Raw genomic sequence first — 17203 nt, 5'->3', positions numbered from 1 at the left:
GACCTTATAAATAAGGGTCTGGCCGTAAAAGATAACCCTGAATATATTTTGAAATACCTTCTTCCAATGAAGTAAATGCCCGTTGATATCCGGCAACTTTCAAACGTGTCATGTCAGCTTGGGTAAAATATTGATATTGTCCCTGCAAACTCTGGGGCATATCTATAAATTCAACCTCTCTTTTACAGCCAACCGCATCACAGACGGCATATGCCAAATCAAGATAGGTTCTAGCTTGTCCGGTACCACAATTATATATTCCATTTACATCGGGATTGTTTAAAAGCCATAAAATAATTTCAATAACATCCCCAACCCAAATAAAATCACGGGCCTGGGCACCGTCTGTCAAACCATCGCGATCAGACTTGAATAAACGGGGAACACCTCCTTTCTGAATATCATCAAATTTGACCTTTACAACTGAAATCATCTTGCCCTTGTGATATTCATTTGGTCCATATACATTAAAAAATTTTAATCCGGTCCATTGCGGGGGGACAGGTTGATGATTCCTAACCTGTTCCAATACAAATCGATCAAAAACCTGTTTGGACCACCCATACAAATTCAAGGGTTTTAAATCTGCAATATGGTTGGGTTCATCTGTAAATTCCTCCAGCTGATTGGCTCCCCCATAGGTTGCGGCAGATGAAGCATAAATAAATCTTACCTGATTCAAAGCGCACCAATGCCATAATTTTTTTGACAAATTGACATTGGTTTTCCAAACCAGATCCCCATCACGGGCCGTTGTTTCACTAATTGCACCCAAATGAATGACAGCCCTTATTACTTTGCAATGCTGCACCAGAAAATCATCAATATATTCAGGAAAAATTAAATCTGTTGGCACATGATTTGCAATATTGCGCCATTTTCCCTCATCCCCCAACCAGTCAATTACAACCGTCTTCTCTTTCAAATCATAGAGTCTGGCCTGTAAACAAGAACCGATAAACCCTGTTGCACCAGTGATAATAATCATATTGTTTTCATACACATAAATTATAAATTAAAAAAAACATGCTATATTATAACTTTGATAACGTATTAGATTAACTTATACTAATTTACTAATTTTGAAATAATAATAAGGAAAAATCATGCCTAATCCAAAAAAAATATTTGACGATGCCTCTCATGCTTCTGGCAGTGTATTTTCTGTTTTCAGTGGTATCAAGGAAGAGATTGCTGCCATTGTCAAGGGACGGGTTGATGAGGTTTTGTCAACCCTTCAACTGGTCAGACGTGATGAATTTGAAATTGTTACAGAAATTGCCAGCCGTACCCGTGCCGCTCAAGAAAAGTTAGAAGAACATGTCAAAAAACTTGAGGAAAAAATCGCAGAATTAGAAAAAAAAGCAAATATTTAATCGTAAATATTTTAACAGGGGGATATTTAAAACCCCTTTTATATTGATCAATCCAGGGAAATTTTATTGATGGATTTAATAGAATGGAAAGATTTTGAAAAAATTTTAATGGTAACTGGAACCATTATAAAAATAGAAAAATTTCCTGAAGCCCGTAAACCCACCTATAAAATATGGGTTGATTTTGGACACTATGGCAAGCTTAAAACAAGCGCTCAACTGGTTAAACTCTACCAGCCCGAAGATTTGATTCATAAACAAATTATAGGAATTATTAATTTTCCTGAAAAACAAATTGGTCCTTTTCGTTCGCAATTCTTACTAACAGGTTTTGAAACAGAAGATGGAATCGTTATTACAACCGTGGAACGCCCCGTGCCTAACGGTACAAAAATATCTTGAATTCTACCTCATCTTGTTGATCCATAATTCCTTTTTGCCCAATAATTTAATTCCATTGAATTTTCAGACAAGAAAAATAATTATGATTTATAAAACTGAACGTTGCAAAACCCTAAGACTTCTAATTCCAGAATGGCAAAGTGGAGATTATGACAGTCAACCCTCCGGCGAGATCTATCCCCTGGGAGCTCGTCTGTTAGCTTTCTTAGCTCCCCAAAATAATACATCCCCGATTGTTGAAGTTCCCATTGAACCTTATCATCAACAACAAAGAACCAGGGAAAATGGTGTTGTTTGGCAAGATGTCATTATTCATCAATTAAAAGCAACGCAAAAAATTATAGATGAACACGAACCTGATCGGATTATTACATTCGGCGGTACTTGTATTGTTAGCCAGGCGCCTTTTGCCTATCTCAATAGACATTATAACAGAAAAATAGGGTTGTTATGGATTGATTCCCATCCCGATATTTCCACCCCCAAACATTTTGATCGAGAACATGCAATGGTTTTGGGAAATTTATTGGGAAAAGGTGATCCATATCTTGCAAATGAAGTCAGATTAACTTTTAAAGCCAACCAGGTTTTAATCATTGGCATTCATAATTATAACAATGCCTATGAAAAAAATTGTACATGATTTAGGATTGCAAACCATTGCCAGTCCTGATCTTACCCCAGATAATCAAGCCATTTTGGCATGGATTAGAAAAAACAATTTTGAGCATCTTGCAATACATGTGGACGTTGATGTCCTTAATCCCCGATCTTTTTATTCGCAATTTTCAAATAATCCCATCTCACCACAAGCCTTTAATAACGTAAAAGGGGAAATGACCATTCCCCAATTGAGCAAAATCATCCAGGATGTTTCCCTCGTAACGGATATAGCCGGAATAACTTTTGCAAAACACATGCCTCGGGACGCACTTAACTTAAAAAAAATGATGGAACAATTTTCTTTCATGAAATAAAATATTAAAGTTTATACTAATTATTTAATACTAATTTTTGTTAAATACATATGGTTTTTCTGACAATGTACAAATATTTTTATTTGAACGTTTTTATGTTAGAATTCTTACAACCATATACAAAGAAACAATCCTATTTTATTCACTATTGATCGAGGAATTCATTATGTCATCACTTCCCTCCCTTTTAATGATTGGCTGCGGGCATATGGGGAAAGCCATGTTAAAAGGCTGGATAAAAAAAGGCTTGAATCATTCTTTCATTGTTAATCGACATGATTTCGATCTAGTTACTCCACATCAATTGGCACATACTATTCAGGATGTTCCAAAAACGTTTCAACCAGAAGCTGTTGTACTTGCCGTCAAACCGGATCAAGCTGCCGAACTTATCCCCCATTTAAAACCATGGTGTAAAAATATACCTGTTATTTCCGTTCTTGGCGGGAAAACGCTTGCTTGGTTACAACAACAATTCGGAGATCATCAGTCTATTATCAGAGTTATGCCTAATACCCCTTCGGAATTAGGATTAGGTATGACCAGCATGATTGCCAACTCCCAAACGCAATCGGATCAAAAACAAATTGCAGAACGATTATTTAATGCCATTGGTAAAATCGCATGGCTTGATACAGAACAGGAAATTGACATCGCCACAGCAATTGCTGGATGTGGGCCCGCCTATATATTCCTATTAGCGGAATTGTTACAAAAGATAGGACAAGAGAAAGGATTGTCAGAAGACCTGGCACGTCTTTTAGCCAGACAAACCGTAATTGGCTCTGCCGCATTATTGAATCATTCCCGGGAAGAGGCGGAAACACTAAGAAAAAATGTTGCGACCCCTAACGGGATAACAGAACAAGCTGTTAATGTTCTAATTCAACCCGATGCATGGCCCCATATTCTTTCTAAGGCCCTGCAGGCAGCTGCAGATCGTTCCAAGGCTTTATCTTCATAAAATAACAAAAGCAATATAGGAGATTGATGATGTCTGATGAAGAAATACGCCACCGTATTTTAAAAAATTCCATGGATCTGGCAGCAGAACAAGGATGGAACGCCATGTCATTAAGTGACGCGGCACGACGCTGTAATGTTTCGCTTGATATGGCACGAAAATTATTCCCTTGCAAATCCTCCCTTTTACTTTATCTGAACCGTCTCGCCGATCAGGCTGCATTGAAACAATCCTACCAGCATCAACCCGTTCCTGAATATTTATTCGATCTTTTTATGGAACGGTTTGATACGTTCCAACAATATCGACAAGGTTTGATTTCTGCAATTCATTCCTTACCCCTTAACCCTCCATTAGCATTTCTTCTACAGATAGCCATTCAAAACAGTATGAAATGGCTAGCTGAAGCAGCGGAAATCAACACAAGCGGCCTACGTGGAATTGCTTGTATAAAGGGACTGACAGCCATTTGGGCGCTAAATATGCGTATCTGGTTAAAAGATGAAAGCTCAGATTTATCCCAAACCATGGCTTCATTAGATAAAAGCTTTAAAAAAGCTGGAAAATTTGCTCGTTATTGTGTTCAAAGAACTGTAACAGATCAAAATGGAAAAAAGAAGAATCAAGTGGATAATTCCTATTATTCAGATAAAGATGGAAACCAACAATAAATTTTAAAAAATTTTTTATTTTTCCTCTTTACGAAACCTAATAACTCCTTTAAAAGATGCTTTAACAAACCTTGGGGTGTAGCCAAGCGGTAAGGCAGCGGATTTTGATTCCGCCATGCGGAGGTTCGAATCCTCCCACCCCAGCCATCTTGTATTATGATATAATTGTCCCCTTCAAAATCTGTTTTATTTTGGATTATCCTGTCAAACATTTTGATTTTTCTTGTAATAATCAAAAATTCAACTGTCAGCTTCATCTAACTCATAATCATAATAGGAACAGAATTACCCTTGAAATCACTACAGATAAAATTATCAAAATAAAGGCTCATCCATCTGTTTCCCATCAGCGTGTTCTTGAAATTCTGGATTATCATAAGAACTGAATTTACACCAATCCTATATTTCAAGAATCCCATTACCAGTATATCAATCATGAAAAACATCTTTATTTAGGACACCTTTATCCTTTAAAAATTCTTAAAATAACCAATCAGGCACAAACTATCCAGTTAATTGATCATCATATTGCAATAACAGTTCGAGAGAATTTTCCGTCAAGAATCTATAGCATGCTTCAAAACTAATATAAATTTGAGGCTTTAAAGGTTTTTTCTGAACGTCTTTCTCTTTTAAAATCAAGAATTTGTTAAATTGATTGGCAAAATAAACCACCTTTGTTACGAATTGAAAAATCAATGGGGTAGTTATAATCAAAAAAATAATGTGATCATTACCTTAACTCAACATCTAATCAAGGCAAATCCCGCCGCCATTGATTATGTTATCCTCCATGAGCTGTGCCATGCAGCTGAATTTAACCACAGTAAAAAATTTACCAAATAATTACCATGATTATGCCAAATTGAAAAATATTGGCATACCCACTTAAAACAAAATGGTTATATTCTTGGAAAAGAGCAAAAACCTTTATAGTACCTTAATTATTGACCGCTGTTTTTGAAACTTTTTTTACAAAATTCTCTTTCAAACTTTTATATTTTGAATGTTCTCTTGCCTGTTTCCATTTCTGTTTAAAAACTGATGCCGCTTTTGCCTTAATCGGATCCTCAAAACCTTTGGGTAACTCCTGACGACCATGAGATCCACTCAAACCCTTTTTATCTTTGGGAACAAATCCATTATATTTTTTGCCACCTTTATGATTAGCATAACGTCGGGCACGCGTATAACCCATCTGCAGAAATTTACGCGCCATATCAGCCCCAACAAAATCTTCTTGTTTCAAATACTGCAAAAATAATTGATATATCTTTTCACTGCTTTCCCTTGCCTTTTCAACAGTCGCAAATTGCCAATAAGGCAATATTTCTGACTTGTATGGCTCGACCAGCAATACTCCTTGTTCTCCATTGCCAATGCGATAATATTCAGGATGTTTGCGAAAATCTATTTTTCCAAAATTCAAGGAATAATCAAAACTGGACGAAACGACACGATTTTTACAATATGGAATCAAATCACTTCTTTTGTTCATTTATTCCACCCAAATTCTGCATCATTAAAAAACAACCATTATATGTTTTGGCTTATAGATTTATTAGGACTATAAACCTAAATTGTCTTATTTGTTTTTTTATAGCAAGTAGGTCATTTTAATCATCAATATTATTTCAATGGAAGAAAATGAAAATTGAAAAAATTCAATATGGTCCCTATGAAGCCTTACGTTTACATTTTTTAGACAGATTTCTCGATTATATTCCTAAAAGAGCTCAGATCATACGTTATGAATCTCTTAAAAAGCCGGATATTTTATGGGGAAATTCAAAGGCTACCTATCAGGATGGCAAAGCCATAAGAAGTGGCATCCCGTTATGCTGGCCCTGGTTCGGTCATCTTAAAGCCAATCCTTCAATAGTCCAAAATATGCATAGCATAACTCATCCCGCATTATCGCATGGCTTTGCACGTTGCATTGAATGGAAAAATCATCAGCTTGATGCATCAAAATCAGGGATCATTATCATTAATAGTCTACAAACCTCACCAACATTAACTCCGGAATGGCCACATGAAACGGAATTGAAATTCATTATATGTTTTAATGAGATTTTAAGCATACAACTTCATATTGAAAACAAGAGTAACCAGGATATTGCCATAACTCAGGCTTTACATAACTATTTCCATGTCAGTGATATCCGTAATATCCATATTCATGGATTGGAAAATCTAACCTATACAGAACAAAATGCATTGGGTCAGCAGAAATCAGGCATACAAAAATTCTTTCACCATTTAACTGGTCCCGTTGATCGAATTTACAGTGATGTTCCCTCTGAAATAACTATTATTGATCCTATATGGAAAAGAAACATTATCATCCGAGCTCCTTTCTCACATTCTGCCGTGTTATGGACACCTTGGAAAGAACAAGCCAAAACCTTAGATCAATTTCCTGCATCATTATGGAATCAAGTGATGTGCCTTGAAGTTGGAACACTATTGAATCAAATGCAAATTATTAAACCCAAGACAAAAGACATGATAGAAATGTCTATACATGTTACAGAGCGCCAATAACTTTCAATGATTCAATAAATGGGTATATATTTTAAATTTATGGTCTTCATTTAATATCCATATATATCCATTAATGAATAATACATATTCATGCCCACTGCATTCAATAACCCATGATACTATTTAATAATAGTATCATTATTAATTATCGGCTAACTTTTAAACAGATTTGACAATTGACTCTGCTCCAAATTATCAACGTCAAGAATAATAGCCAATTTTACAGGAATGATATTTATTAGGTGATATAATTTATCAACTTATTTTTTGCACATCTTTTAAATTAGATGGCTCCCGAAGTAGGACTCGAACCTACGACCGAGCGATTAACAGTCGCTTGCTCTACCAACTGAGCTATTCGGGATCATTTGGTAGACTTTGTATACCTAATTTAAAATTAATGGTAAAGTGTTTTTTTGTATAAAATCCAATTTTTTTCATTTTCTAGAATTTGCTCTATGACCCCTTTTTCAAATAAAACAAAAAAATCTTTTAATCGCCGTAATTTACTGGTTGGACTAGGGGCAATAGGCTCTTTAACAGGAATGGGATTATATCATTCCATTAATAAACATGATCCCGAGATAATGCCTCAGGATATCTCACCACAAATGATTCGTATTGCATACCTAAAGAATGAAGAAAACCAGCTTCTCACCATTGCCCAGACAAAAGGTTTTCTGAAACATTACAAAATAAACCTTGATCCCATTGCCAACATTAAAAATAAAACCCAGATTTTCGATCTACTCAAGACCAATCAGTGTGATGCGGCTATTTTATCCATTCTGGACTGGCTGCCACAACTTCTTAAATCCCGCTCTGAAGGTGGAAAATTAATGATTGGTTTAAATGGTGGGGATTTTCGGTTATTGGTTACACATAAACAAAAAATCCAAAGATTGATGGATTTGGCAAATCTATCCATTGGAATTCAACCTCATTCCGAAAAAGAAAAACTATTCTTTTCTATTCTTCTAAGACGTAAAGGCATAAATCCGGATTTGAATGTTAAATGGGTTGAACTGGAAAAAGATGAATTACTTCCTGCTCTTTTATCAGGTCAAATACAGGCATTAATAGGTTCTGACCCTTTTATCTGGCGAATTCTTCATCATAACAATAAAAAATTGTTCCAACTTGCCGGGAGCCAGACAGGTAGCTGGAGTCAAAGAATCAATTATGTTTTGGGAATCTCAAATCATTTTCAACAATCCAATCCACTTGCACTCAAATATCTTGCAACAGCAATTCGAAATGCCTCCGTATGGCAATCACAGCATATTCAGGAAGCCAGTCAAATCCTAACTGATGAATGGCAGAAAATGAGACCTGAAGAAATATTAAAAATGTTTTTGAATGAAAACAGAAATATGGCCATAATAAATGATAACTTGTGGGAGCAGGTTGCCCAATATATCGATGAATTCAAACTTTTGGGTCAAGTCCCCAACAGCCTGAAATCGGGTCGTATCGCCAAGCAGTTTTGTGTAACACTTTAATGCCTCCTTAAAATAATGAGGCATTAACCCAGACCAACGTTCAGCCAACCAATTGTTTATTAAGCAGCTTTTTAGGAAGAAGCCAAAGAGCCATTTTTGTCAAAAAGGGTGCTGTTTCTGGACGTAATAAACGACGGTCATAACCAGAAAAACGACGATCATCTTCTGAAAGACATAAGCGAAGAAAATCAGCAAGGGTCGTTTTTTCATTACCCAGCTCAGCAACTCCGTTAATCGTGAAATTATTATCTTGGAAATGCTCCTCTCCCTCTGCATCCATCGTTTTAATCAAACCGATCCGTTCGTAAACCAAAAATGCATGAACAGCGATAACTTTTAGTTCAAACAAGATACGTTTTATCCAGGGCAAATTCGCACGATGCCAAGCCAACCAGTTTGCAAATAGAAGGATATGGCGACATTCTTCCTGCATAACAGGCTCAAAGGTTTCAATCAGTTCTTTCGTGAAAAATCCAGACTTTTCTGCGATTGCAAACAAACCGAAGGCATAAAAACTATCCCAACATTCACTAAATCCTGTTACCAAATAGGCCCATTCCGGATCTTTTGGGACCGAATAAGGGGACTCTGATGCAAGGGGGATACCATAAAACCTGACCAAATCAGAAAGAACTTCCTTATGACGATTTTCCTCCCACGCATTTCGTGCAATGGCATCAGCCCATTCTGGATCCATAATTTCTTTGACATAGGCAGCCATCCTCAAACGGGCCTTGCCCTCTGTCTGCACAGCGATATCCCAAATAGGCAACGATTTTAAACGATCAATTTCCTGATCGGTAAGCTTTGGCCAGTCCATAAAAGTTGGTCTGTAAGGATTAAAAGTCTCACGGAACATCTGACATACCATTTGCCTATGCTCTTTACTACCGATTTTAATCGAGCCTGGAATATTACTCATCCAATGGCGCACTCGATAATTCATCTCCTCGAGCTCTTTATCTGATTTTGGCTGAGGCAAGGTATGTAAATCTTCAGGTAATTGCGTATAAATTGCTTCCAAGTCAGACATTTCCAAATCGACTCCTTACTTTTAAAATCATTAATTTTTTAAATCATTTCAGTTCTGATAATTTATGGATGATACGGTTAACAAGCCCATATTTGATGGCTTCCTGGGCAGACATCCAATAATTTCTATCGGTATCTTTGGCAATTTTATCATAAGAATGTCCAGTCTCTTTTGCAAAAATTGCATTCAAACGTTCACGCATTTTTATAATTTCCCTGGCCTCGATATCAATGTCCGTCGCCGGTCCTCTGACCCCACCCATTGGCTGATGCAATAAGAAACGTGTATTGGCTAAACAGAAACGTCGTTCTTTACGTCCTGCGGCATAAATCAGGGCCCCTGCCGATGCGACCCATCCTGTACCAATCATGTTAATCGGTGCATGGCTGTCCACAAAACGGATCATATCATGAATTGTATCACCACTTTCCACATGACCGCCAGGTGAATTGACATAAATATTGATCGGCTTAGACGACTCATAAGCCAAGGCCAACAAACGCCCGCTTATTTCCCTTGCAAGCTTGTCATTCACTTCACCAAAAATTAGAATTGTACGTTCTTTGAAAAGTTTATTTTCCAATTCATTATTTGCACCAGCCTCAGGGAAATTTTTATCCTCCTTTTTCTCTTCATCATCTGGATCACTGTCACTGAAATGTTTTTGTCCACCATCTGAAAGCTGCATAAGCTTCACCAATATCTTCCTTTAAATTATCTTTTCAAAAAAACAATTTTTATTTTATTTACTCTATTTTTTATACACCCTACATTGATAAATGAAAATTTTTTTTATTCACTGGCCAGTTTTTTATATATGCCTGTAAAATTATTATTTTTACAACAACAACACGTATTATGATCTGCAATTTATCTTATAAATCAGGGGGAAAAGATTATTTATCTATATTATGGAAACAAAATAGCGTATTAAGAAAAAACCTATAAACACTATAAAATTCATCAAATATGTTTTTATTTTATAAATTAAGGGTATAGAGAGAGTGTCTTCCATCCAGCAGCCAATTTTACGATATATCTTATTTTTCAATCTCTTCTGTCTGGGGGGATGCTCCCAATCTGTGTTTATTAAAGCCCCCGTAAACGCATATCATGATATAGAAGGCGGCATTGTATCTCAACCTAGGCTGCCTGTTCCGGGAAATGATCAGAAATATCCCTATGTAGGGTTGACACCAACAGCCTCCCCTCCTCTGCCCTCCCAAGATTTACGTAATGCAATCACAGATTCTCTCTCACAGGATAGAAATGAGACACAGTGGCAGAATGTAAAAAACCCAATTATTATTCCTGATATTCCTCCATTACCTGCACAGCAGAATAACCCACCTGCAAAATCGTCCGTTCAAACCAAACCTGTCAATAATCAACCTGGTCAGAACACCAACATGCAACCTGCGGAAAATCTCGCATCCTCTGCGAATTTTGATGCGGCAGGAGAGCCACCTCAACCAAACCAGAACTCGAATATTCACAACACGATCAATCAAAAAGAAAAATCGGTTAAACCAGTCGAGACTGTCGAATCCCATAAAACCGAACCCGTGCTTATGCCAGAACTTAGGGCAAAAATTGATGAACAAAATGTTGTAATTCCCTCTATTCCCGTCAATCCTCCCCCTCCATCCCACTTCCCTGATTTTGATGTCCCACCGGACATCAACCTTCCCCCTCCATCCCATCCTTCAGGTTTATCCTTTAAGGAACCAACAGGAACGCTTATACGTTTTCCGATTGATTCCGACACGCCTTATGCCAAACAAGAAGATATAATAAATAATATTGCCTGGCAAAGAAAAGGCAGAACCGTTTTTGTTCACGGATATGGTGACACAACCTCTCTTGACCCCGATACACAAACTGCGGCGGTTTCACTTGCCTTGCTACGTGCAAAAACAGTTGCAAAATTATTAATCGCCCATAATGTACCAGAATCCGCTATTGTAATCCGGGCCTATGCGTTTGGACACGGCGTTCGGATTCGTATGGACAATTAGTATTTTCTTTTTTAATTTCAATTTATTCTATTCAAACGAGTCTATGTCATGACAGAAGAATTCCATCGTATTCGTCGCTTGCCACCTTATGTATTTGCTGAAGTAAATGCCGCTAAAAAGGCCGCACGAGCACGTGGAGAAGATATTATAGATCTGGGTATGGGAAATCCAGATAGCCGTCCCCCTGAACATGTTATCCAAAAATTAATTGAAACAACCTCTGCCCCCCGTGTCCACGGTTATTCCGTCAGTCGTGGAATTGCCGGCCTACGCAAAGCCCTCGCAAATTATTATCAAAGACGTTTTAATGTCACCCTTGATCCTGAACATGAAACAATCGTGACTTTGGGATCAAAGGAAGGATTGGCAAACCTGGCTTCTGCAATCACCAGTCCTGGCGATACTATTCTTGTTCCCAATCCTTCCTATCCCATTCATCAATTTGGATTTATTATCGCTGGTGCTGCAATTCGCTCAATTCCTGCAAAACCAGATGAACATATGCTGGAAGCACTGCATCGTGCTGTTAAACATTCCATTCCGAAACCCACCGCCCTTATCGTCAATTTTCCTTCAAATCCCACCGCCTATTTGGCAGAACTGGATTTTTATCGTGATCTCGTTCAGTTTGCAAAAAAAGAATCAATCTGGATTCTCTCTGATTTGGCTTATGCTGAAATTTATTTTGGTGAGAAAATTCCACCCTCCATTTTGGAAATACCAGGAGCAAAAGATATCGCTGTCGAATTTACTTCCATGTCTAAAACCTACTCAATGGCTGGCTGGCGTATCGGTTTTGCCGCCGGTAACAGAAAACTGATTGCTGCACTAACCCGAATCAAATCGTATTTAGATTATGGGGCCTTCACACCAGTTCAAGTTGCCGCAACGGCAGCCCTGAACAATCCCCAGGATTATATAGAAAAAATTCGGACCCTATATAAAGAAAGAAGGGATACCATAATCAAAGGGTTGCATTCAGCTGGATGGAATGTTCCTTCCCCTGAAGCCTCCATGTTTGCATGGGCCCCCATTCCTGAACAATTTAAATCAATGGGAAGTGTTGAATTTTCCAAACTCCTTCTCAAGGAAGCCCAGGTTGCTGTCGCCCCTGGTCTTGGTTTTGGTGAGTATGGTGACGATCATGTTCGAATTGGTCTGGTGGAAAATACCCAAAGATTGAGACAAGCCTGCCGTTCAATAAAACATTTCATGCAGGCTTATTCTAAATAGCCCAACTATCTTTATTTAAGAAAAAATATATATCTTGCTCGGAGAAATTTTATGGATAATCCTTCGGTTAATAAACCCTTAAACCTTGGAATCGCTGGTCTTGGAACCGTAGGAATTGGCGTGTTACGATTATTGCAAAATAATCAAAAAACTATAACGAACCGTGCTGGACGCCCGATCCGCATCCATGCCGTGAATGCCAAAAACCGTTATAAAAATCGAAATATTGATTTAACAACATTTAAATGGTACGAAGATCCGTTAGATCTTGCAACTGATCCTGATATAGATGTTGTTGTTGAATTGATCGGCGGTGCAAATGGAGCGGCTTATGAACTTGTCTGTGAAGCAATAAAAAATAAAAAAGCTGTTGTTACAGCAAATAAGGCTCTGATTGCTCTGCACGGTAACGAACTTGCCAAAATGGCTGCCAGTCAAAATGTTCCATTACTTTTTGAAGCTGCCGTTGCAGGTGGAATTCCCATTATTAAAACCATCAAAGAAGCCTTGGCGGCAGATCGCCTGATTGAAATTGGCGGAATCTTAAACGGAACCTGTAACTACATGTTGACCACCATGACAAGAACTGGACAGGGTTTTGAAGACATCCTAAAGGAAACTCAGCAACTTGGATATGCCGAAGCTGATCCATCCACCGATATTGATGGACTTGATGCCGCTCATAAACTTGCCATTCTGGCAAGCCTTGGTTTTGGGTATACTTTCAATTTCAAAGATATTTTTGTTGAAGGAATTCGAAACATCTCTCCACATGATATCCATTATGCCCAAGAATTGGGTTACACGATTAAATTGGTGGGTATGGCACAATATCATTCAGAAAACAAACTGGAATTACGTGTTCATCCCGCACTTTTGCCTCAGTCCTCTCCCTTGGCCCGTGTTAATGGCGTAATTAATGCCATCAGAACAAAAGGCGAATTTTCAGGTTATCTGATGCTTGAAGGTGCCGGAGCTGGCGAAGGCCCAACCGCCACGGCTGTTTGCGCTGATATCATCGATATCGCCAGAGGCAATACAATACCGATGTGGGGAACGGACTGGAATGAACTCCGTCCCGCAACACTTGTCCCCAACTCGGATTTTAACAAAGCCTATTATATACGTCTTATTGTTGAGGATAAACCAGGTGTTGTGGCTGATATTGCAACCATTTTCAAAGAAAACAATGTTTCCCTACGAAGCCTGTTGCAACATAAAAATCATATGACTACTGATTCTGAAAATACAGTTCCTATCGTACTTGTGACTCATAAAAACAAGGAAAGTTCTTTATTAAAGTCATTAAAAGCAATTTATGACCTTCCTGCAATTCTGGAAAAACCCATCATGATCCGCATTGAAGAGCCATAATCATTACATACAAGGAAATTTTAAATCATGAATAAGCCTCCTTTTCAATCTGGTTATACCGTCTCTGATCGAAACTTGGCGCTTGAACTTGTACGCGTGACGGAAGCTGCAGCACTTAAGTCCTTTCACTGGGTTGGACTTGGCAAGAAAAACGAAGCTGATGCAGCAGCCGTTCAAGGCATGCGGCAAGCTTTTGATACTGTTGCCATTTCAGGCACCGTCGTAATCGGTGAAGGTGAAATGGATGAGGCTCCCATGCTTTATATTGGTGAAAAAGTTGGGGCTGGCGGACCCGAAATGGATATTGCTGTCGATCCATTGGAAGGAACAAATCTCGTTGCCAAGAATCTGCCCAATGCGATCACTGTCGTTGCATTGGCGGAAAAGGGGAACTTTCTTCATGCCCCTGATATCTACATGGACAAAATTGCCATTGGTCCGGGCTACCCCGAAGGTGTCATTGACATAGATAATAATGTTAAAACTAATTTAATGAACCTTGCAAAAGCGAAAAAAGTTGATGTTTCTGATTTAACTCTCAGCATTTTGGAAAGAGAGCGTCATGAGGAAATTATTGCCAAAGCCCGTGAAGCCGGCGCTCATGTCAAACTAGTGTCTGATGGCGATGTTGCCAGCATTATCTCAACCTGTCTCCCAAAAAGTAATGTTGATATTGTCATAGGATCAGGTGGTGCCCCAGAAGGCGTTCTTGCTGCTGCGGCATTACGTTGTTTTGATGGGCAAATGCAGGGCAGACTACTTTTTGAAAATAAAGAGCAGATTGATCGTGCCAGAAAGATGAATCCCCTTGATCCGCAACGCAAACTTTCCCTTCATGACATGGCCAATGGAAATGTCTTATTTTCGGCAACAGGGGTTACAAATGGTGATATCCTTAAAGGTGTACGCTGGAAAGGAAATCATGTATGGACAAATTCAATAGTTACGAGATCAGTATCAAAAACCATCCGTTTCATTAACGCTTGCCACGACCCGCGTAACAAACCTCAAACAACTATTTAAATTCCTCAAATCTCCATGTCGGAAACCTCTTCTCTAGTCCTTAATGTCAGTCAAAGTCTTTCAGGACGCCAGTGGATATGGCGTCATTCTTCTCTGGACCAACATTTTCTAGATCGTCAGGCACAAGCGATTGCTCAAAAAGCTTCCCTTTTCGAGGTTGTTGGTCGCATGATGGCATTAAGAGGGGTTTCCACGGAAAATTTGCCTTTTTTTTTATCCCCAACCCTTAAAGCATTACTCCCCAATCCCTCTTGTTTAAAAGATATGGACAAAGCGGCAGCACGTATTGCCGATGCCATAATTAACCATGAGAAAATTGCCATATTTGGCGATTACGATGTAGATGGTGGCTGTGCCACAGCCCTGTTTAGCGACTTTTTTTCCATGCTGGGAAATCAAGCCATTTCATACATTCCAGATCGCTTCAAGGAAGGTTATGGTCCAAATGTGCAAGCGCTGGAACAGCTTATTCAACAAGGGGCAACCCTTATCATCTGTGTCGATTGTGGAACCGCAGCTCATTCCGTTTTTGATCAGATTAATCAGGAAAAAACAGACCTTATCGTTTTTGACCACCATAAATCAGAGACCGTTCCCAATATTTATGCAACCGTCAATCCTAATCGTTTAGACTGCACATCCAGACTAGGCAATCTTTGTGCCGGTGGAGTAAGCTTTATTGCATCCATTGCAATTACCCGAAATCTGCGGGAAAAAAATTATTTTCAAACCAACCCTGAACCTAATCTTTTTAAATTAATGGATCTCGTCGCTTTATCGACAATTTGTGACGTTATGCCTTTGACAGGCTTAAATAGAGCCTTTGTCACGCAAGGCTTGAAAATCCTAGCAAAACGTGAACGTATAGGGTTGGCTGCCTTATTGGATGTTGCTGGAATTACGCAAGTACCCAACGCCTTTAGTTGCGGATTCGCATTAGGTCCGAGAATTAATGCTGGTGGACGTATTTCCGAAGCAAGTCTTGGATTACAGCTTTTAACGAACTCTAACCCCTTTGATGCAAGACTGATTGCCGAGCGTCTTGATACCATCAATAAACAACGGCAGAATATTGAAAAAGATGTATTGGATCAGGCCACCGAACAAGCAATGGAACAATATAGACAAGGTAATGCCGTCATTATGCTTAGCAATCCAAAATGGCATTCCGGTATCGTTGGCATTGTTGCAGGCCGCATCAAGGAACAAATCAACCGTCCAATTTTAATCGGGACAGAACTACAGGATGGCACCGTCAAAGGCTCTGGCCGGTCTGTTCCTGGCCTAGATTTGGGAGCCGCTATTATCGCAGCAAAACAGGCTGATTTATTAATCCAGGGAGGAGGTCATACAATGGCAGCCGGTTATTGCTATCATAAAGACAAAGGCCAGAAATTACACGATTTTCTTAATCATTATTTAAACCAGGCCATTCATTATCCGACTGTCGCAGATTTAGAAATTGAAACCGTCATCACTCCAGCAGGAGCCTCAGTTGAACTGGCCAAACAGATTGAAAATCTGGCTCCCTTTGGAAATGGAAATGAAGAACCCCTCATTGTCCTGTCTTATGTACACATTATCCGTACGGACAGGATAGGCAAAGATGGGAATACCTTACGGTTAATCATTCAGGGAGAAGAAAGACAATCCTTAAAAGCCCTTCTCTTCCGTGCAGATCAGAATCCGATAACTGTATTCTTAGAAGATTCTCAAAACCGGCGACCTGTTCATTTGGCAGGATGGTTACGTAACAATCAATGGAATGGAAAGGAAAATACAACTTTTTTTATAAAAGATGCAAGTTTTATAAAAAATTAATATTTTTTACTTGACCAAGAGATCACACCCATGTATTAAAACCTTCATTGCCTCTGTCCCGTTCGTCTAGAGGCCTAGGACATCGCCCTTTCACGGCGGCAACACGGGTTCGACTCCCGTACGGGACGCCAATAATTTATTGCATAAATTATTTGCATCGAATATTATTCATATCTAGTCTGAAGTTAAATAACCATTTGTTATTTTAACTTATTCTATTGTTTTATGCTATATAAAGAAATATGTATTCTTTTAAATGGCT

General features: G+C 38.7%; 18 protein-coding genes and 3 tRNA genes. 16 read left to right on the top strand and 5 right to left on the bottom strand.

The features are described from left to right. Window positions 1–4 precede the first annotated feature (4 nt). A complete protein-coding gene (gene rfaD, locus D9V35_RS01010; RefSeq protein ID WP_122122937.1) occupies window positions 5–988 on the bottom strand; it encodes an ADP-glyceromanno-heptose 6-epimerase in 984 nt (327 codons plus the stop codon). Window positions 989–1106: 118 nt separating this feature from the next. Between rfaD and D9V35_RS01005 the strand changes: the two genes are divergently transcribed. From D9V35_RS01005 to D9V35_RS09530, 8 genes are all read left to right on the top strand, one after another. Then, window positions 1107–1376, top strand: a complete 270-nt coding sequence (locus D9V35_RS01005; RefSeq protein WP_122122936.1) for an accessory factor UbiK family protein — start codon at window positions 1107–1109, stop codon at window positions 1374–1376. 69 nt (window positions 1377–1445) lie between these two features. Next, window positions 1446–1778 (top strand): tRNA-binding protein, encoded by a 333-nt coding sequence (locus D9V35_RS01000; protein ID WP_122122935.1) that lies wholly within the window; start codon window positions 1446–1448, stop codon window positions 1776–1778. Between the two features lie 82 nt (window positions 1779–1860). Beyond that, entirely contained in the window at window positions 1861–2421 is a 561-nt protein-coding gene (locus tag D9V35_RS00995) for an arginase family protein (RefSeq protein WP_162988517.1), read from the top strand. Next, complete coding sequence (locus tag D9V35_RS00990; protein WP_122122933.1) at window positions 2402–2755, top strand: arginase family protein; 354 nt, start codon at window positions 2402–2404, stop codon at window positions 2753–2755. The genes D9V35_RS00995 and D9V35_RS00990 overlap by 20 nt, the downstream gene beginning before the upstream one ends. A gap of 166 nt (window positions 2756–2921) precedes the next feature. Beyond that, window positions 2922–3719 carry a pyrroline-5-carboxylate reductase gene (gene proC, locus D9V35_RS00985; RefSeq protein ID WP_122122932.1) on the top strand — a complete coding sequence of 266 codons (798 nt, stop codon included), beginning with the start codon at window positions 2922–2924 and terminating at the stop codon, window positions 3717–3719. 26 nt (window positions 3720–3745) lie between these two features. After that, on the top strand, window positions 3746–4390 hold the full coding sequence (locus D9V35_RS00980; protein ID WP_155566284.1) for a TetR/AcrR family transcriptional regulator: 645 nt from the start codon (window positions 3746–3748) through the stop codon (window positions 4388–4390). Between the two features lie 72 nt (window positions 4391–4462). Next, window positions 4463–4537, top strand: a tRNA-Gln gene (locus D9V35_RS00975). A gap of 579 nt (window positions 4538–5116) precedes the next feature. Continuing rightward, complete coding sequence (locus D9V35_RS09530; protein WP_205910311.1) at window positions 5117–5236, top strand: M48 metallopeptidase family protein; 120 nt, start codon at window positions 5117–5119, stop codon at window positions 5234–5236. Between the two features lie 94 nt (window positions 5237–5330). Here the strand turns inward: D9V35_RS09530 and D9V35_RS00960 are convergent, their stop codons facing one another. After that, window positions 5331–5888: a DUF4385 domain-containing protein gene (locus tag D9V35_RS00960; RefSeq protein WP_122122928.1), complete on the bottom strand. Its 558-nt coding sequence runs from the start codon at window positions 5886–5888 to the stop codon at window positions 5331–5333. Window positions 5889–6037: 149 nt separating this feature from the next. On the opposite strand from D9V35_RS00960, the gene D9V35_RS00955 reads away from it, so the two are divergent. Next, window positions 6038–6937, top strand: a complete 900-nt coding sequence (locus D9V35_RS00955) for a D-hexose-6-phosphate mutarotase (protein WP_122122927.1) — start codon at window positions 6038–6040, stop codon at window positions 6935–6937. Window positions 6938–7225: 288 nt separating this feature from the next. On the opposite strand, the gene D9V35_RS00950 is transcribed toward D9V35_RS00955, so the two are convergent. Next, a tRNA-Asn gene (locus D9V35_RS00950) sits at window positions 7226–7301 on the bottom strand. A gap of 94 nt (window positions 7302–7395) precedes the next feature. Here D9V35_RS00950 and D9V35_RS00945 point away from each other — a divergent pair. After that, entirely contained in the window at window positions 7396–8439 is a 1044-nt protein-coding gene (locus D9V35_RS00945; RefSeq protein ID WP_122122926.1) for an ABC transporter substrate-binding protein, read from the top strand. Between the two features lie 40 nt (window positions 8440–8479). Here D9V35_RS00945 and D9V35_RS00940 read toward each other — a convergent pair whose 3' ends face one another. Both D9V35_RS00940 and D9V35_RS00935 read right to left on the bottom strand, forming a co-directional pair. Next, on the bottom strand, window positions 8480–9472 hold the full coding sequence (locus D9V35_RS00940; protein ID WP_122122925.1) for a ferritin-like domain-containing protein: 993 nt from the start codon (window positions 9470–9472) through the stop codon (window positions 8480–8482). Between the two features lie 43 nt (window positions 9473–9515). Next, on the bottom strand, window positions 9516–10160 hold the full coding sequence (locus tag D9V35_RS00935) for an ATP-dependent Clp protease proteolytic subunit (protein WP_110439590.1): 645 nt from the start codon (window positions 10158–10160) through the stop codon (window positions 9516–9518). Between the two features lie 316 nt (window positions 10161–10476). Between D9V35_RS00935 and D9V35_RS00930 the strand changes: the two genes are divergently transcribed. From D9V35_RS00930 to D9V35_RS00905, 6 genes are all read left to right on the top strand, one after another. Next, on the top strand, window positions 10477–11490 hold the full coding sequence (locus tag D9V35_RS00930) for an OmpA family protein (RefSeq protein WP_122122924.1): 1014 nt from the start codon (window positions 10477–10479) through the stop codon (window positions 11488–11490). Between the two features lie 48 nt (window positions 11491–11538). Further along, window positions 11539–12723, top strand: a complete 1185-nt coding sequence (locus D9V35_RS00925; protein WP_122122923.1) for an LL-diaminopimelate aminotransferase — start codon at window positions 11539–11541, stop codon at window positions 12721–12723. Between the two features lie 51 nt (window positions 12724–12774). Next, a complete protein-coding gene (locus D9V35_RS00920; RefSeq protein ID WP_122122922.1) occupies window positions 12775–14097 on the top strand; it encodes a homoserine dehydrogenase in 1323 nt (440 codons plus the stop codon). Window positions 14098–14124: 27 nt separating this feature from the next. After that, window positions 14125–15120: a class II fructose-bisphosphatase gene (glpX, locus tag D9V35_RS00915; protein WP_110439552.1), complete on the top strand. Its 996-nt coding sequence runs from the start codon at window positions 14125–14127 to the stop codon at window positions 15118–15120. Window positions 15121–15135: 15 nt separating this feature from the next. Further along, window positions 15136–16941 (top strand): single-stranded-DNA-specific exonuclease RecJ, encoded by a 1806-nt coding sequence (gene recJ, locus D9V35_RS00910; protein ID WP_122122921.1) that lies wholly within the window; start codon window positions 15136–15138, stop codon window positions 16939–16941. Window positions 16942–16996: 55 nt separating this feature from the next. Then, window positions 16997–17072: transfer RNA gene (locus D9V35_RS00905), tRNA-Glu, on the top strand. The last annotated feature ends 131 nt before the right edge of the window (window positions 17073–17203 follow it).

The sequence above is a fragment of the Commensalibacter melissae genome, assembly GCF_003691365.1.
Taxonomy (GTDB): domain Bacteria; phylum Pseudomonadota; class Alphaproteobacteria; order Acetobacterales; family Acetobacteraceae; genus Commensalibacter; species Commensalibacter melissae.
This window is presented reverse-complemented; position numbering and strand designations above follow the sequence as displayed.

Coding starts and splice junctions, on each gene's coding strand:
- D9V35_RS00990 (WP_122122933.1), top strand. CDS start 2,402: ATGAAAAAAATTGTACATGATTTAGGATTGCAAACCATTGCCAGTCCT.
- D9V35_RS00935 (WP_110439590.1), bottom strand. CDS start 10,160: ATGCAGCTTTCAGATGGTGGACAAAAACATTTCAGTGACAGTGATCCA.
- recJ (WP_122122921.1), top strand. CDS start 15,136: ATGTCGGAAACCTCTTCTCTAGTCCTTAATGTCAGTCAAAGTCTTTCA.
- D9V35_RS00980 (WP_155566284.1), top strand. CDS start 3,746: ATGATGTCTGATGAAGAAATACGCCACCGTATTTTAAAAAATTCCATG.
- D9V35_RS00960 (WP_122122928.1), bottom strand. CDS start 5,888: ATGAACAAAAGAAGTGATTTGATTCCATATTGTAAAAATCGTGTCGTT.
- rfaD (WP_122122937.1), bottom strand. CDS start 988: ATGATTATTATCACTGGTGCAACAGGGTTTATCGGTTCTTGTTTACAG.
- glpX (WP_110439552.1), top strand. CDS start 14,125: ATGAATAAGCCTCCTTTTCAATCTGGTTATACCGTCTCTGATCGAAAC.
- D9V35_RS01005 (WP_122122936.1), top strand. CDS start 1,107: ATGCCTAATCCAAAAAAAATATTTGACGATGCCTCTCATGCTTCTGGC.
- D9V35_RS00920 (WP_122122922.1), top strand. CDS start 12,775: ATGGATAATCCTTCGGTTAATAAACCCTTAAACCTTGGAATCGCTGGT.
- D9V35_RS01000 (WP_122122935.1), top strand. CDS start 1,446: ATGGATTTAATAGAATGGAAAGATTTTGAAAAAATTTTAATGGTAACT.
- D9V35_RS00995 (WP_162988517.1), top strand. CDS start 1,861: ATGATTTATAAAACTGAACGTTGCAAAACCCTAAGACTTCTAATTCCA.
- D9V35_RS00955 (WP_122122927.1), top strand. CDS start 6,038: ATGAAAATTGAAAAAATTCAATATGGTCCCTATGAAGCCTTACGTTTA.
- D9V35_RS00925 (WP_122122923.1), top strand. CDS start 11,539: ATGACAGAAGAATTCCATCGTATTCGTCGCTTGCCACCTTATGTATTT.
- proC (WP_122122932.1), top strand. CDS start 2,922: ATGTCATCACTTCCCTCCCTTTTAATGATTGGCTGCGGGCATATGGGG.
- D9V35_RS00940 (WP_122122925.1), bottom strand. CDS start 9,472: ATGTCTGACTTGGAAGCAATTTATACGCAATTACCTGAAGATTTACAT.
- D9V35_RS00945 (WP_122122926.1), top strand. CDS start 7,396: ATGACCCCTTTTTCAAATAAAACAAAAAAATCTTTTAATCGCCGTAAT.